Origin of the sequence: Paenibacillus sp. FSL H8-0104, from assembly GCF_038050215.1 — a bacterium.
Classification (GTDB): Bacteria; Bacillota; Bacilli; order Paenibacillales; family Paenibacillaceae; genus Paenibacillus; species Paenibacillus amylolyticus.
This window is the reverse complement of record NZ_JBBOTC010000001.1, coordinates 3,086,578-3,103,395: the sequence shown is the minus strand read 5'-3', so window position 1 is coordinate 3,103,395 and position 16,818 is coordinate 3,086,578. Positions and strand designations below refer to the sequence as shown.

At 44.2% G+C, this 16,818-nt stretch carries 12 protein-coding genes; 3 read left to right on the top strand and 9 right to left on the bottom strand.

Features of this window, described 5'->3' with window-relative positions; translation table 11 throughout:
• Positions 1-131 precede the first annotated feature (131 nt).
• Positions 132-686 carry a helix-turn-helix domain-containing protein gene (locus NST38_RS13955; protein WP_076249453.1) on the bottom strand — a complete coding sequence of 185 codons (555 nt, stop codon included), beginning with the start codon at positions 684-686 and terminating at the stop codon, positions 132-134.
• 130 nt (positions 687-816) lie between these two features.
• Here NST38_RS13955 and NST38_RS13950 point away from each other — a divergent pair, with 130 nt between their 5' ends.
• A complete protein-coding gene (locus NST38_RS13950; RefSeq protein WP_076249454.1) occupies positions 817-1,398 on the top strand; it encodes a LysE family transporter in 582 nt (193 codons plus the stop codon).
• A 53-nt stretch (positions 1,399-1,451) separates the two neighbouring features.
• On the opposite strand, the gene NST38_RS13945 is transcribed toward NST38_RS13950, so the two are convergent.
• Positions 1,452-2,429, bottom strand: coding sequence for an MBL fold metallo-hydrolase (locus NST38_RS13945; RefSeq protein ID WP_076249455.1), 978 nt, complete (start codon positions 2,427-2,429; stop codon positions 1,452-1,454).
• Positions 2,430-2,629: 200 nt separating this feature from the next.
• On the opposite strand from NST38_RS13945, the gene NST38_RS13940 reads away from it, so the two are divergent.
• Positions 2,630-3,607 carry an alpha/beta fold hydrolase gene (locus NST38_RS13940; RefSeq protein WP_076249456.1) on the top strand — a complete coding sequence of 326 codons (978 nt, stop codon included), beginning with the start codon at positions 2,630-2,632 and terminating at the stop codon, positions 3,605-3,607.
• Between the two features lie 87 nt (positions 3,608-3,694).
• On the opposite strand, the gene NST38_RS13935 is transcribed toward NST38_RS13940, so the two are convergent.
• From NST38_RS13935 to NST38_RS13915, 5 genes are all read right to left on the bottom strand, one after another.
• The gene (locus NST38_RS13935) at positions 3,695-4,342 is read right to left on the bottom strand and encodes a hypothetical protein (RefSeq protein ID WP_076249457.1); all 648 of its coding nucleotides are present in this window, start codon (positions 4,340-4,342) and stop codon (positions 3,695-3,697) included.
• A 311-nt stretch (positions 4,343-4,653) separates the two neighbouring features.
• Positions 4,654-6,135, bottom strand: coding sequence for a DHA2 family efflux MFS transporter permease subunit (locus NST38_RS13930; protein WP_076249950.1), 1,482 nt, complete (start codon positions 6,133-6,135; stop codon positions 4,654-4,656).
• Positions 6,136-6,203: 68 nt separating this feature from the next.
• On the bottom strand, positions 6,204-6,791 hold the full coding sequence (locus NST38_RS13925; RefSeq protein ID WP_076249458.1) for a TetR/AcrR family transcriptional regulator: 588 nt from the start codon (positions 6,789-6,791) through the stop codon (positions 6,204-6,206).
• A gap of 262 nt (positions 6,792-7,053) precedes the next feature.
• On the bottom strand, positions 7,054-10,308 hold the full coding sequence (locus tag NST38_RS13920; protein WP_076249459.1) for a bifunctional cytochrome P450/NADPH--P450 reductase: 3,255 nt from the start codon (positions 10,306-10,308) through the stop codon (positions 7,054-7,056).
• A 297-nt stretch (positions 10,309-10,605) separates the two neighbouring features.
• Positions 10,606-11,526 (bottom strand): NAD(P)/FAD-dependent oxidoreductase, encoded by a 921-nt coding sequence (locus tag NST38_RS13915; protein ID WP_076249951.1) that lies wholly within the window; start codon positions 11,524-11,526, stop codon positions 10,606-10,608.
• A 462-nt stretch (positions 11,527-11,988) separates the two neighbouring features.
• Here NST38_RS13915 and cyoE point away from each other — a divergent pair, with 462 nt between their 5' ends.
• Positions 11,989-12,918: a heme o synthase gene (gene cyoE / locus NST38_RS13910; RefSeq protein ID WP_036608378.1), complete on the top strand. Its 930-nt coding sequence runs from the start codon at positions 11,989-11,991 to the stop codon at positions 12,916-12,918.
• A 116-nt stretch (positions 12,919-13,034) separates the two neighbouring features.
• Here cyoE and NST38_RS13905 read toward each other — a convergent pair whose 3' ends face one another.
• Together NST38_RS13905 and NST38_RS13900 are read right to left on the bottom strand one after the other, a co-directional pair.
• Positions 13,035-14,804, bottom strand: coding sequence for an ABC transporter ATP-binding protein (locus NST38_RS13905; protein ID WP_076249460.1), 1,770 nt, complete (start codon positions 14,802-14,804; stop codon positions 13,035-13,037).
• Complete coding sequence (locus NST38_RS13900; RefSeq protein WP_076249461.1) at positions 14,801-16,546, bottom strand: ABC transporter ATP-binding protein; 1,746 nt, start codon at positions 16,544-16,546, stop codon at positions 14,801-14,803. The genes NST38_RS13905 and NST38_RS13900 overlap by 4 nt, the downstream gene beginning before the upstream one ends.
• Between the last annotated feature and the right edge of the window lie 272 nt (positions 16,547-16,818).

Sequence of the window (16,818 nt, the reverse complement as noted above, 5' to 3'; positions counted from 1 at the left end):
TGCATCCATTTGTTAGACATGACTAACAAATGGATGCAGTTCGTTACATCAGGCTGCTTTATTGTCACTTCGAATAATGAATGCATCCATTCGTTCATCGTTCGTTACATTCACAGTTGGATCTTTGCATTTCACTTCGAATAATGAATAACCATGTTTAATCTGTTCGTCTTAGCACCGGAGTTGATATAGGCATGGGGCTTGTCTGCTCGGAACCGGATCGACTCCCCTTGGTTCACCATATATTCTTCCGTCCCTACCCGAATCGTAACTTCCCCTTCAAAAACAGTAATAAATTCTTCCGTACCTTCGATATGCGGTTCAGCTTTCAACTCAGACTTGGGGTCCATCTCCATCATATATATTTCAAAACGACGACCCTCTTCAAAAGGAAAATGCGGATAGATCCGAACCCTTCCCTCATCCTCCATCAATACTTGAATATCATCGCCCGTCACAACGGTAGTATCTGACTTCGGCTCGTGGATCAAAGCAGTGAAGGAGGTTTTCAGGCCATTAGCAATCTTCCATACGGTTGCAATGGATGGATTGGATTCACCACGTTCAATCTGACCAAGCATAGTCTTGCTAATACCAGACATTTCGGCGACCTTGTCCAGACTGAGTTTTCTTTGTTCCCTAAGCTGTTTCAGGTTCTGAGCAAGAATACTATTGATGTTTTTCAAAAATACATCCTCCTCATTTTATAATTACATTGTGCTATATAACGTACATGTTGTACAATAATAAAGACCGTACGCTATAGCGTACATTTAAGGTCATTATATCACACAACTAAGAAAACGTGGAGGAACCATGAACATTATACCTTTAGTGACCTATGCAATCATCGCTTCATTTACACCCGGACCCAACAATATCATTTCCATGACGCATGCCAGAAATCAGGGGTTCCTCAAGACCCTTCCGTTTATTAGTGGAGTTGCAACCGGCTGCCTGCTTATTATGTTTCTGTCCAGTTATTTCAACCTTATTCTTCATCAATATATTCCCAGGATCGCACCCGTATTGAACGTGTTAGGGTGTGTGTATATGCTCTATCTGGCGCTCAAAATCATGCGAAGTAAACCTGCAGATTCGCAAGAAAACAAGGTTAATCATTATTCATTTCTATTTGGGTTCACCCTGCAATTCATCAATCCCAAAGTCATTCTGTATGGGCTTACTGCCATATCCGTTTTTGTTCTGCCTCTTGGGCAGTCCCATGTTCATTTAATTGTATTTTCCTTGCTGCTCACCTTCATCGGTATTAGTGCCAATATGACCTGGGCGTTCGGTGGCATGTTATTCCAGAGCTTTTTATTAAGATACGAGCGTCCTGTTAATATCGTCATGGGTATGTTGTTAATTTACAGTGCACTATCAATCCTTATGTAAAATGTAATAGAAAAAGCGTCCACTCATTCAATGAGCTGAACGCTTTTATTTTTTTATCCTAATTCCGGTCTCCACCATGGATGTGTAGGGTAATGCTCCGTATGAAGCACAACCTTCTCGCCGATTTTGGGAGTTGCAATCTTAACTTTCAAAGCATGTGCAGCCTTCGTGATTCGTTCAACCGGTTCATTCCAGGCATGATAGGCCAGCGTAAATGCGGCCCAATGAATCGGGATAAGCAACTTACCTCCTACATCCAAATGCGCTTGCACCGTTTCTTCCGGCATCATATGAATATTGGACCAACGCTCGTCATATTGCCCGCATTCCATCAACGTCAGGTCAAATGGACCATATTTACTGCCAATTTCCTTGAAATGAGGACCATATCCGCTATCGCCACTAAAGAACACCTTCGTATGTTGTCCAGCGATAACCCACGAACACCATAAGGTAGAATTACGGTCGAATAATCCTCTGCCAGAGAAATGTCTTGCTGGCGTGCAAGCCAATGTTAGACCTTTGAACGATAACTCATCCCACCAGTTATGCTCGGTAATCTGTTCCGAAGGCACACCCAGTTGAATCAGTCGACGACGTACCCCAAGCGGCACGATAAATCGCTTTGTTTTATCCTTCAATCTGCGAATGGAGTCATAATCCAGATGATCATAATGGTCATGCGATATAATGATTGCATCCAGCCTTGGGAAATCCTCCGGTTGAATCGGTAGATTGGTGCTGTAACGTTTGGTACCCACCCAGGATACGGGTGATGGACGATTGCCCAGCATCGGATCAAAGAGCAATCTGTGCCCTTCAATTTCAAGCAAAAAAGCCGAATGTCCGAACCATGTAACCTGTGGATTATCGGATGCACTGAAGGTTTCAGCGGGTTCACATATCTCCATAGGCATTACGCCCGCTGGCCTCCGCTCTACATTGCCACGCATGGAATCTCTCAATATGCTGATCAGGGACTTGAAGTTCATGCCTGCTGATGTCGGGAGCTGATTTTCGTATTTTGTCATTATACATACCTTCTGTTCTATATAATCAATCTGTGTCTCAACATTTGGAAGAGAACTATTCATATCGTAGCTATATATTAATTCATTGGCCGTTGATATTCAATTTTCGGCTAATTAAGATAGAATTAAGACTCTGTTTTCTCTCCTATAAGATTGGGCATATATGATAGAGAAAATACATGGAGAGTATGTGAGAGAACATGAAGAAATGGCGCAAAAGATTAGTTAAGTTTTTGATATTTGACCTCGCGGTAATTCTGTTGCTTCTGGGTACAGGCGTGATCTACCAACAAGTGGGTTTAAGGCAGGATGCCAAAACACTCGTCCCCCCTGGTAAGCTGTACGAAGTCCATGGAGACAATATGCATCTATATACTGGTGGAGAAGGCGATGTAACAGTCGTACTCGCCTCTGGCTGGGGGACCGCTAATCCCTATGTAGATTATTATCCATTATATGAAAAGCTTGCTCCCAACACAAAATTCGCTGTATATGACCGATTTGGCTATGGATATAGCGATCAGACCGATAAGAAACGTGATGTCGATACCGTAGCTGAAGAATTACACGAGTTGTTGCAGGTATCTGGACAGAAGCCACCTTATGTATTAGTTGGACATTCACTCGGCTCGCTGGAGACCATCCGTTTCGCACAAAAATACCCGGATCTCGTCAAGGGTATCGTCATGATTGATGGTGGAAGCCCAGAATATTATTCGAATGACGATGACTCTTTGGCAGACACAATTGGTGGTTTTGCGAATAAATTCCGTATCCAAACCGGACTATTCCGCCTCTCCATGCAATCTGACATGGTTGTCGAAACTTCTAATGCCAATCGTAATGAACTGAAACTTGTAACCGATGATCTGAAAAAATTGGATACAACTGCGCTGTTGCACAACTATGGTAATGTGAACACGTTGGATGAATTACGTGAAATAGCTGCCAATGCCAAAGTAGTTGTAGATCACAAGCAAACCTTACCGTTTCCACTCACCATACTGACGGCTGATTACCTTGGTGCAAGTGAACCCGAATGGGATAAATCCCAAGTAGAATTCAAATCTTGGTCAGATGATTCTAAACAGGTAACCATTAAAGATACCGATCATTACATCCATCAATATCGCCCTGACCTCGTTGCGGAAGAGATATTGACCCTGGTGAAGAAGTAACGTACACTCTGCAAAAGTAAGACTATGTTATATCATAAAAGAAACCCCAAAGATTCTCTAATATCTTTGGGGTTTCTTTTATGTGATTTATTGTGCTATCGCCAGTCTTGGCCGTTGGGACCTGAAATCGCTGAAAGCTTGTTCGATCTCTAATGAAGTCAACTGGTGACGATAAAAGTACTGTTTCATCGTCTCCATTTCGGTTCGATCGCCATTGTAGATGTTATCAATTCTTCGAATGACCTGGTTATATAAGTTCTCACGTCTGGAGTTTACAGGCTCACACAACCAAAAGTTCGTTCTTTTCACATCACCTGTCTTGGTCCAGAGCAGATTCTCATAACGGATGACATCCCAGTCCCAATATCCAACATGAATCTGCTGAAGTTCCGTCGTAAACATATCGTATATCAAGTTGGGAGGAATGTGTCCATAGGTTACACGGTACTCTTTCAGTTTGAATGCTTCAATCCACTCTGTCAGGGTGTACTCCCCTGGTGAATACGCATACAATTTAGGTGCATAAGAATTACTCTGCAATGCCCTAAGTGCCTCACTTTCCATCTCCCCATCCAATCTTGCCCGTGAAGCATATACCTTGAGACAATAGTCTTGCAATCTATATACAACCGAGCTATTACTAATAAGCGATGCCTGTAGAGTGAGATGGCCGTTTTTTTCGTAGTGCAACAGCATCTGTTCAATGTTATTACCAATGGGATTGATGATGATCATAATGAAGTCTCCTTGATTAAAAATAAAATATAAACCGTTTTCGAATTGGTTAAAAATTGTACTATTACATTCTATATTACCCTTTTATATTAGTATGAACATATACAATTTTGCCGGAACATGAAGTATTTGCTCTGAAATTCATTCTTTAAACCGCTGTATTCCGGCTACATTTTTACTCTAAAGGCTGTAACCCGTTTCACGTCAACACCAAAAAAGATAGAATAAGTACGCAAAAAAGCGATGCGTCCTTAAAGTTAAGGGACACATCGCTCAGATACAATATCAAATTGTTATTGTTAGTTATTGGATTAATGCATAGGACCTTGTTGTCCAGCTTGAGCTCCAACTTTGACCCGCTTCACGAAGATTGAAGTAATCAGACCCGTGATCGCCAGAACCAGTGCAAAAACAAATGCATTCTGTATACCTGATGTGAAACCAGCCAGTTTATTCTCCGGACTCTCCGGATTCGCCACACCGCTCAAGAAGCTGGACTGTCCTGCGCTCAGTATACTTACCGCAACAGCCGTACCGATTGCTCCGGATACCTGTTGCAACGTATTCATGATGGCAGTACCATGCGGATAGTACTCAGGTGGCAGTTGATTCAGACCATTGGTCTGTGCAGGCATCATAATCATCGAGATACCGACCATCATGAATACATGCAGCGTAATAATCGTTCCAAGGGAAGTCGTCGCTTCAATACCCGTGTACAAGAACAGGACAATCGCCACGATTGACATTCCGATAATAACAAGCCATTTAGGACCAAACTTGTCAAATAAACGTCCCATGACTGGAGACAAGAATCCATTTAACAGACTACCTGGCAACAAGACTAATCCTGCAGTCAGTGCCGTGACAGCCATCCCCTGTTGCAGATACATCGGCAGAATCAACATGGATGACAAAATAATCATCATACAGATGAAGACCAGGATCAAACCGACAGTAAACATCGGATATCTGAATACACGCAAATCCATCATTGGCTGTTTCATTCTCAACTGACGGATACTGAATAACAGCAAGGACAACACACCAATAACGAGAGTAGCAACAACTACCGGACTGGTCCAGCCTCCGCCACCATCCCCATGTCCACCTGCACTACTGAATCCGTATACGATACCACCAAAACCAAGGGTGGACAATATAATAGACAGTATGTCAATTTTGGGCTTGGTCAATTTCGAAATATTCGGCAAGAACAGCAAGCCACATACCAGTGAGATAATGAAAAACGGCAAGGAAATCCAGAAGATCCAGTGCCAGCTCAGATTAGCCAGGATCAGACCGGAGATACTCGGACCGCTTGCTGGCGCAAACATGATAACCAAACCGATCAGTCCCATGGCAGCACCACGTTTTTCAATCGGGAAAATAACCAATATCGTGTTAAACATCAGTGGCAGCAACAGCGCTGTACCTACAGCCTGAAGTACCCGTGCCACTAACAGAATTTCGAAGCTAGGTGCAAGCGCAGCAACGAATGTGCCTGCAATGGAGAAAATCAGGGACGTTGTGAACAGCTGTCTGGTTGTAAACCACTGTAACAGCGTTCCAGATACCGGTACCAGGATTCCCAATACAAGCAAGTATCCTGTGGTTAACCATTGAATCGTTGTAGGTCCTACTTCAAGCAGTCCCATAAGTGGCGTCAATGCCACGTTTAATGCCGTTTCTCCAAACAGACCAATAAAGCCGCTCAGCAGCATCGCGAACAAAATCGGAAATACCTTGTATTGCTTTGTTTCTTGTTGATTCTGTGCAGAATCAGCCTTCATGGAAACCTCCACGATCCCATCCTCCTCAAACGTATCGAACTTTCTTTTTCTCTGTCTCTTGGTATAAATTATTGAATCTGTTTGGCGTTCTTCGTCACAACCGACAAATACTCAGCAGCCGTCAGCAGAGGCTGTTTATCCTGATTCGTCAGGCTGATAATCAGTGCTCCCTCCATCAAAGAAATGATCAGAAGTGCCGTCTCCCGCGCCTTCTCTTCACCAACGCCATCCAGAATCAGTTGTTTCTTAATGACATCCTGCCAATCTGCAAATACACCCTGACATGCAATACGCAACTGCTGACTAATACACGATGTCTCCACAGCTGCCCAGAAGCTGAATGGCAGAAATCCGGTAAACCCGGCTGCTTCTGTTTCATGAGCCAAATCATGAATAAATCTCTGAATGGCATCCCCCGTATTGTCGTGGGCTGCAAATGTTTTCTCAAATGTCTGCAAGATTTGTTCATTGGCTTTTTGAATACACTCGTGCGCGAGCTCTTCCTTGCCTTGCGGGAAATAATGATACAACGACCCTTTCGGCGTACTACTCTCTTTGATGATCTGATTCAGACCGGTCGCATGATATCCTTGTGAAAAAAACAGTCTCGCTGCTGTGCTGACAATAGACTCTCTAGCATTAGACTTTTCACTCAACGAAAGCCACTTCCTTCAAATAATTATAACAATCGGTCTATATAATTAAACTCGTTCAGATAAGGACTGTCAATCATTTTTATTTCAAATTTTAATGTAAACGCTAACAGTTCAGGAGTGAGAAAATGAACCGAGCGACGGCTCATGGTCAGATCATGATAACAGCCGCTAATTTGGAGACAAAGCTCCAGATTAAGCGGCTGTTTGTTAGCTTGAGTATATTAAGGACTGTATATTAGTAGATATTGGAGTCATCTCCGTCTTAATGTACCTCCTCATGCACAGTTTTAGGAGTTTCACCTGTTCGTTTATTACCTGCCCACACGTCTTGCACGTAGCGTCCTTCGGCCTGAAGCTGAATGAGCCAGTCCTTCGCTTGCTGCACCGTTGCTCCCTGCACCTTCTGATACGCTTGTTGCAAAGTCTCTTCTACCGCAGGGGCCATCTGGCTTCCATCCCCGCATACGTAGAGTTTTCCTTTGCTCATCAGCATGTGAATCAACTGTTCGGAATTCTCCTTCATCAGATGCTGTACATACGTTTTGGGCTTGCCATCCGCACGAGAAAAAGCAGTGTGTAGCTTAACGATCCCTTCTCGCTCGTATTGTTCAAGCTCTTGACGATATATGAAATCTGAATCATTCCTGCACCCAAAGAACAGATGCGCTTCACTCAGAGACAAACCTCTCTGTTTCATAACAGCTCTCGCCTGGAGGAAACCTCTGAATGGTGCAACACCCGTCCCCGGTCCCACCATGATCATTGGAACATCAACCTCTTCGGACAGATGAAATTCGGATTCAGGTGTACGTACAAACATCAGAATATCTTCTCCGGATGAACAACCAGCGAGGTACGATGAAGCAACTCCCAGATATTCGCCCTTACCACTCCATGCTGGCTCTCTTACTACCGATACGGTTATGCTTGCTTGCTCGGAATTCAGACTTGGCGAGCTGGATATTGAATAATATCTGGGCTTAAGCGGAGGCAATAGTTCAAGGAACCTTTCGAAAGGCAACTCACACGCCTCATACCTTTCTAGCAGGTCCAACATGGTGATTCGATTGGCAAGAATATCATCCCTGTAGCTGTTTTCGTTCAACATGCCTTCCAGTTCACGCTTATGAGGTGGACATATCGTATGATTAGCTAACTCCTGCAACTGTGTTCTGGAGACTGGTGTCTGCAATTCCACACAATAAGCGAGCAACTCATGAATCTTGACGGGTCTGTTCAGTGGTAGGTGTGTAAGATGGCTGACGTCCGAAGTTAATTGGATCGGAGTATCCCCACGTAGTCCGAACCGACTGAGTATCCGATCCACATTCTGCTTCGGATTACTAGGCAACACGCCGAGATGGTCACCTTCTCTATAACTCATGCCTTCAGGCAATAACACTTCGATGTGACGTGTGCTTCTTCCACTTCCCAGCGCCTGAAGCTCTTTATTAACTACAACCGTGGCATAGCTGGCATCATAAGTTCGTGCAAGAGGCATATCCGTTTTCTCGCGGACAAACTCCATTTGAAGTCTGCTGGCGCTTGGCTTGGAGGATTTGATTGCTTCCTCGCTAATCCCCAAGACACTCAACACCTGAGGCCACAACATATGCTGCCACACCTCGACTTGTTTCTCCATATCACCTCCGGCATCGGCTTCACCACGGGATAACAGTCTTTTACCTCCCAATTCCTCAAGCCTCTCATCTATCAATCGAGGAATGCTCTGGTACGTCCCGGACCAACTCCGATCTCCACAACCCAGAACGGCATAGTTTACATCCTTTGCTTCCTCTGACTCTACTTCCTTCAACCAGTCTACAAATGCCGTAGCATTTTGCGGAGGTTTACCGTTATACGAAGCAGTGACGATGAGAACGACACCTTCGCGGGGTATGCGGCCAACCCACTCATTCAGAGTGGCTGCTTCACTTGGGATTCCATACAAACGCCCTTTCTCCACAAGCTCTCGGGCAATGCCTTCTGCCGTTCCCAGATTGGAACCATATAACACCAGGAGCGAAGGCTTACCATCTGCTTCAACGGCCAGGGTTTCTCCCCTCTGGCTGTCACTTGCTATATTTTTACGAACAACAGGAGCAGGTTTCTCTTTCGCAGTTACGGTCGACTTATTCCTTGTTTGCGAAGCCACGCGCGCTTTCACCTGGATCCGGAAGTCTCCCGGCTTCAACGTTAGCGTCTGTTTAACATCCAACTCATAGTTGCTATAATCGATCAGCTCAAAATGTTTGAGGACCATGCCAAGCACAAGTGTTGCTTCATATAAAGCAAACTGCATGCCTATACACGCTCTCTCCCCATTACCAAAAGGTTTATACGCATGATGAGGCACTTTCGCCGTATCTTCAAATCGCTCCGGACGGAAAAGCTCCGCATCCTCTCCCCATGCCTCTCTATCACGGTGAAGCTGAGGTAGAAGAATACTGCAACTTTCCCCTTTCTTCAACGGGTATTTGCCACCTATGACGGTGTCTTCTTTCGCATATACATCAAATCCCGGGGCTGTTGGCCAGAGACGAAGCGATTCACTAAGAATCATGCGAATATAGGAAAGCTGAAGAATTTCCTCGTACTGTGGTGAGTCACTGACCAATATCTGATCCACCTCGTCATACGCCTTTTGAAGCGATTCCGGATTTTTCAGTAGAAAGTAAAGAGCAAAAGATAATAGACCACTCGTGGTTTCATGTCCGGCAATGAGAAATGTAATAATCTGATAACGAATGTTCTCATCATCCAGCATTTCGCCAGTCTCCGGATCTTTGCCATTCAACATACGTGCGAGCAAGTCGACCTCTTCGGGTGCTGAACTCGCTTTACGTTCCTCTATAATCTGATCTACCAGAGAGAACATCGTCTGAATATCCGCTTGGAACTGTCGTTTGGTTTTCACCATAAGCAGATTCTGAATTTTCAAACGTGAACTCTTCTGCATAGCTTCATTTAAAGCCCGAACCATACTTTCAATAAAAGGACTGTGGTCCTGTCTGTAAAAACTGTTAAACCGATAATTGAATCCACATAGTCCAATGGTATCCAACGTAAGGCGTGTCATATCATCCGCAACATCAATCGTATCGTTGGAATTGAGGCGTGCCCACTTGTTGATCAACTGTTCGGCAATATCAACCATCATGGGATGATAACCTTTCATGGCCTGTTTGCTGAAGGTGGGAAGCAGAATGTTATGGGCCTTTTTCCAATTGGGCTCTGATGTTCTGCTTGTAAATAAACCATCGCCTCCAAAGGCACGTACATTTTCGAGTTCATTGTATACATATTTGTCAAAACGGGACACATCGCACAACTCAGCGACAAGATCTGGTCCAGATACGATTAAACCGGAATAACCGGGAACGGTAAGTCGATATATTGGTCCATGCTGTTCAGCCAGGACACCTAGCGACAGTGTTGGTTTATCTTTGTCTATCAAAGGCAGATTGCCAAGTGGTCCATACATTTTGGGCTGTGGAATGTAAGTTGCATCACTCATGATGATCACCTCTTAACTGTACGCCGTGGAGCAAGGTATTCGTTAGCCATATGATGGCTGTTCTGCTTTCATTCATAAGTGATCTCTCCTTTGATGATTTTATAAATGATAGTAATATGTATCATTTGATAATACAATAAACCACATTTAACTTAATATCAAATTTTCTTCCGGCTGAATTACTTTCAATTGAACCGTTCAACGTTTAAGTTGATAACAACAAATAGAGGATTGCATATGCAATCCCCTACTGTATGAACCAATGACACTATGATTTTATGACGCTTTTAATTTATTCTAATGATGACGTGGTTCATCCCACTTCTCGAAATTCAATTCATTATTAATGCTTACCGCAGACAATGCCCCCAGAGACGCAGCCGTGATTGCCTGATACATCTCGGATGCTGCATCACCAGCACTGTATACACCCGCTACGGATGTTTTGCCGGAAGCATCAACGATAACCGTTCCTGACTCTGTAATTTCACAGCCGATGGCCTTGGGCAGTTCTGATCCGGTAAACAGTTTCGGTTGGAAGAAAACTCCTGTGCATGGAATCGCTGTACCGTCATTCAGTACAACTTGCTGTACCATTCCTTCTTCAGAGTTAATGGATTGAATCGGTGCATCGAATACAGTAACATGATGCTGCTTCAGCTCTTCACGCTGCTCATCAGTTAAGGAATCTGATCCATTCGTACAGATCGTATAACGTTCTGTCCAGCCGGATATGACTTTTGCCATATGTAATGCCTTATCTCCACTAACGATGATGACCAGCGATTGGTCTCTTAACTCCCATCCATCACAATATGGACACACAAACGCACTTTTACCGTAAACCTCTGTTAATCCGTTAATATCCAAGGGAAGGTCTTTCTTACCTACCGCAAACAAAATCTTTTTCGTGCGATAACTTGCCCCCTGAGTAGTCTTAACTACAAAATCACCATCGCTACCTGTTATCGCTGTTGCCGTATCGGATGCAAATTGAACTGAGGGATAAGCTGCAATCTGTTCTTTGGCAGCTTTCCGGAATTCACGTGGACTTGCCCCATCTCTTGTCACAAACCCATGAGTCTCCCTTGTAACCCAGTTACGCGGTGTCTCATCATCAATGACCACAACGTTCTTGCGGGCCCTGCCGAGTACTAGGGCTGCATTAAGCCCCGCTGGTCCTCCACCAATAATAAGTACATCCAAGCGTTGATTCATATTACTCAAATTATTCACCCTTTCCAGACATTTAATATCTCTAATTGAGCTTTAAAAATAACCTCCGCTTTCTCTTAAGAAAGTAATATCGGAGATTTACAAGCACACATTCAAACATAACTATTAAAGATATCTTATGTCTACAATAAACAAAACCTAATCATTTTGCAACATATATCTTTAACTACTTTCTTCAATCCAGCCTGTGTGAGTTGAATAAAAGATTATTTACACTTACACTACAATGACAGAACAAACTTTAAATCACTGTTATACCCTGATTTTTTGATTCTCTCCTGTAACACAGAAATAATTATTTAACAATTAAAAAAAACCTTGTTTTTAAATTGTTCACAATCAAATGACATTATTTTAAATACTAAAACGTTAATTAAATCACATAGTGTATTGAATGGTATAATAGCGACATAATATATAAGTATAGATATAGGAAGTGAGTTCTTGAAAACATTGAACAATGGTTCACAGACCAATATCAGCCTGGAGTATAGCTCGATTCCGAAAGTATTCTTCGATACGATCAAAATCGGAATCATCAAGTCCAACCTGATCGCCATGTTTGCGGGTTTAAGTTTGGCTTTATATGTATTTGATGCTTCAATCTTAGCTAATATTGTACCAATCATCCTTTCCTTTATTGGGTCTTCTCTCATTATTGGAGCTGCAGGGGTGTTTAACAATCTGTATGATCGTGATATTGATGCGATCATGGAACGTACGAAGAAACGTCCTACCGTTACGGGACGCGTAGATACTAAGTCGGGTCTGATTCTCGGTATTGCAATCACCATCATCGGGGGCATCATGTTGTACATCGCTTCCCCATCCGCTGCTGTATTTGGTATTTTGGGTCTGTTGCTTTACGTGTTCCCTTACACGATGTGGACCAAACGTACAACGATCTACAACACGGAAGTGGGAAGTCTTTCGGGTGCTGTGCCTCCACTCATCGGTTGGGCAGCCATTTCACCGGAACTGGGTCATTTCGAGATCTGGGCATTGGTCGTTACGATGCTCTTATGGCAAATGCCTCACTTCTACGGGATTGCGATTCGTCGTTTTGACGAATACAAAGCTGCTGGTGTTCCGATGCTACCCGTTGTTAAAGGCATCAGACGGACATACATTCAGACAAACGTGTATCTGGTACTGTTACTGATCTCCAGCTTTTTATTCTGGCCGATGAGTCCATTTGTCGCTATTGTGGCATTTCTGGTTAGCTTGGCTTGGCTCATTCTCAGTGTGGCTACCTTTGACAAGAAAGAAACAGAGAAATGGTCCAAACGGATGTTTATCTTCTCCATTAACCATATCACTATTATCTTCCTGGTCATCATTGCGTATTCCTTGATTGCTCAGATGATGAGATAATAATATTCCATCTTTCCACTCGTTATAACGATAAAAAGCCTTACAGACTGTCCTCTTTCAAGGAGTCGTCTGTAAGGCTTTTTTGTTTTTTTATTATCTTTTCTAAATTTTTTAAGCTATCCAACTTTGGCGGGGGTTTGTTCCCCTTGCCACAGCAGCTGCATCTCTTCATTGGTGGCAAGCAATTCGGCCAAACTTCCCTCGGCTTCAATGCGTCCATCTTTCATCACGATAATGTGATCTGCTTTGGAAAGTGCTGCCCTGCGGTGAGAAACTGCAATGCAGGTGACATCCGGCTCTTGGAACAGCCCTTCCCATACTTGTTGTTCTGTCTCCACATCCAGTGCACTGGACAGGTCATCAAAGATAAACAGGTCCGCCTCCGTCATTAACATGCGTCCTGTGGCCGCGCGCTGAATCTGCCCGCCTGACAGCATCACCCCTCTGGGACCAACCGGGGTCTCAAGCCCCTGATCCAAATGTTTGATATCCTTCTCCATCACAGCCAGACGAATGGCTTTTTCAAGCGCTTGCTCGGTGTTCCCCTGTTTGCCTTGGACGATATTTTCTTTCAACGTATCACTGAACAGTCTTGGCACTTGCGGGGTATATGCGGCTCTAGGCGGCATCAGGAACGTGGCTGGATCAACAGCTTCTCGATTCCAGTGAATGTCCCCTTTTTGCTTGGGTAACAGTCCAAGAAGTGTTCGTACCAGCGTTGATTTACCTGATCCAATCCGTCCTGTAATAACAAGAAATTGTCCACGTTCCAGTCGGAAACTGATCTCTTCTATGCCATTTGCAGAATTCGGATATTGATAAGTCAGCTTATTCACCTCAAGAGATTGCAACTTCTCCTTAGGGTCCCTCTGTTCACTTACAAGCTCCGGGGGATCTTCATACAGATAGATTTCCCTCGAATCCATGATCTGGTCTTCTTCCCCTGGGCGGAATAGCTTACGCATACGATCATAGGATACCTTGAGCCTTTTATGCTGAAACACCATATAACCAAACAGTGAAATGCTAAATCCGATATTGGCCAGATAACTGGTGAATAAGGCAAAATCACCTACGGTAAAGTTACCTGCTTTCATCTCAGCTGCACACATCAGTAGAATCAATCCGGTACAGATACTTAGAACATGCTGATTCATCGATCTCATCCACTGCTTGAACAGATTGTCTCGAAGTGCAGCCTGGCGACGATCTTCATTCAACTGGTTAAAACGTGTAGAGACATTCTCTTCGGCCTGACCCAGTTTCAGGGCTTGCACTGCTCCAAACGTTTCCGCAATAAAACTGGTAATTCGCCCAGTCGATTCTCGATTAACCTGTGCATATTTCCGAGCCCGATTTCCGGACAGGTTGTTAAGTAAGGTAACGACCACCAACGGCAGCACGGCAACCAATGTGATCTGCCAATTAATGTTCGCCATAATGACGATAGACACAACAGCAAATACAAGACGTCCCCAGAAGTCTACCCATGATTCCACATACTCGACGACTTCATCCACATCATCCCGAAAGCGACTCATCGCTTCCCCTGGTGAAGCCGGAAGATTACGTCCCGGCCAGCGCATGATTGCTGCGAGCATGTTGGTTCGCAAAATCGCCTGAACATGATACAGATACGTAACCCATGCATAGAAGGCTACAAAAAATGTGCCCACCCGTGCCATTCGGACCAAAGCAATAAAGATTAGCGGCACAGCAAGCCACATGTAGTCGTTTGAACCCGCTGTTGTGCGATCAAAAAACCATTGCATTCCAATACCAATGGCTAGCGGTAAGGAGTGAAATATACACCATAACAATCCGTTGATTATAAACAGCAAAGGCCTGAATCGAAACAAACGGCCTATAAATCCTGCTACAGTCATGCCAATTCCTCCTCTCTGCCTGTAATGAGCAGTCTGGCATAGTGAGATGCCGGGTTACTGGCAAGTTCTTCTCTCGCTCCAAATTCCAGTACCTTCCCATCACCGAGCACCATAATCCGGTCAACTTTCTCCAGTGTAGCCAGTCGGTGAGCAATAATGACTCCGGTGGATTGTTTCATTAACTGGTCAATTGCAGATTGAAGCATTCCCTCGGTCGCAGCATCTAGACGCGATGAAGGCTCATCCAAGATAACCAGACTCGGTTCGGTCAGGAATACGCGGGTTAAGGCAAATAACTGTGCTTCCCCTGCAGACAATGAAGCTCCACCTGCTGCCAGATACGTATCAAGTCCTTCTGGTTGTGAATTAATCCATTGGCTAAGTCCAAGGCGATCCGTCGTCTCCTTGATCATCTGATCCGATACATCTCCATTGAACAGGGTCAGATTGTCACGCAGCGTGCCATCAAACAACTGCACATCCTGTGTCACCATTCCCACCCGACGATAGAGTGCTTGTAACGAAAGCTTTGTGATATCCGTTCCACCTACACGGATCGTACCCCGATCCAGATTGTACAGCCGGAGAAGAACACGACTAAGACTTGATTTACCGCTACCTGTGCGACCGATGATTCCTAGGCGTTCACCAGGTTTAATAGCAAAAGTAATGTCGTGCAATACCGGTTTATCCTGGTTATAACTGAAGTGCACCTGGCTGAATTCCAGACCAAGAGGTCCTTCCGGCAATTTCTCCTCTGTGCCTTCTTCAATCTCACTCTGCATGGACAACAGCTCTCTGGAGCGCAGCATGCCGGATTTTGCTTTTTGAAACTCCTGCACCTGATCTCCAAGCATCTCAATCGGATCATTCAGCATCTGCGTATATTGATAGATCAGAAATAATGTTCCGATACTAATTAGACCTTCCATATAATAATGCACACCCAGCAAAAGCACAGCAGTGACCGCCAGAGCGAACAGGACTACTGTGGTATTCCACGGAATAACCCGTAGCAGCCAGGCTTTTCTCCCCTTAAGGAATACCGTGCGCATCGTACGGTAAAAGCGGTTCATCACATAGGGCACATGACCATTTGCTTGCACATCTTCAATCCCGGCAATGCGTTCTTCAATTAATCCAAACAGAGAGGCACTTGCCGCACGTTCATTTTTGGAAGAGTCCACGCCCAGATTTCGGATGAAGACCATGAACAGGATCGATAATAATGTGAAAACGGTCATAACCAAAGCAATAGGCACATTAACACTGAACATGAACCCGAGAATTCCGGCCAGCAGCACAAAACTCCCGATCACTTGCACGATGAACATTGCGAAAAAATTGGAGATACTCGTTACGTCACCATCCACACGTTCAATCATCTCTCCAGGTGTTTTCACATTATGAAAACGCATATCAAGACGCAGGCAGTGCTTCAGGAGATCTCCGCGCAGTTGATTCGTGGCCCGCCAGGCCACGTCGTTCCCCAAATAACTGACCGCTACCGTAATGAGTTGATTAAACACGGCAACAACCAGAAATATTCCTGCGAGCTGAACAAGATTGGTGAGGACTCCCCCACTTGCTGCTGTATCAATAAATCGTTTAATAATCTGTGGATTCAAAAGCTGAAGCCCCGTTGATGTGAGCAACATGATTAAAAGTAAGGCCAGCCGTCCTTTAACGGGTTTCAGATAACGCAGCAGCCATGACATGGAGCGTTTCTCTGTTTTGGGCACAGGTCCCACCTCTTTATCGGTTTATTTAATTGTTCTTGGCTATTCATATTTGTTGATGATCTTAACAACAGCAAATTTGCGATCACTAGGATGAGTCATACATAATGACATTAAAATCGGGATTTCCCGCCCATAATTGATATGTAGAACGCATGTTGACCATTGTACATTCTCCTTTTTAACAAGTTAGTTTTTTATAAAATAACGCTCCAAACGCTCCTTTCCATGTGAACAAATCGGGTGGAATGCATGCAAAAAAGCCATAGATGAAC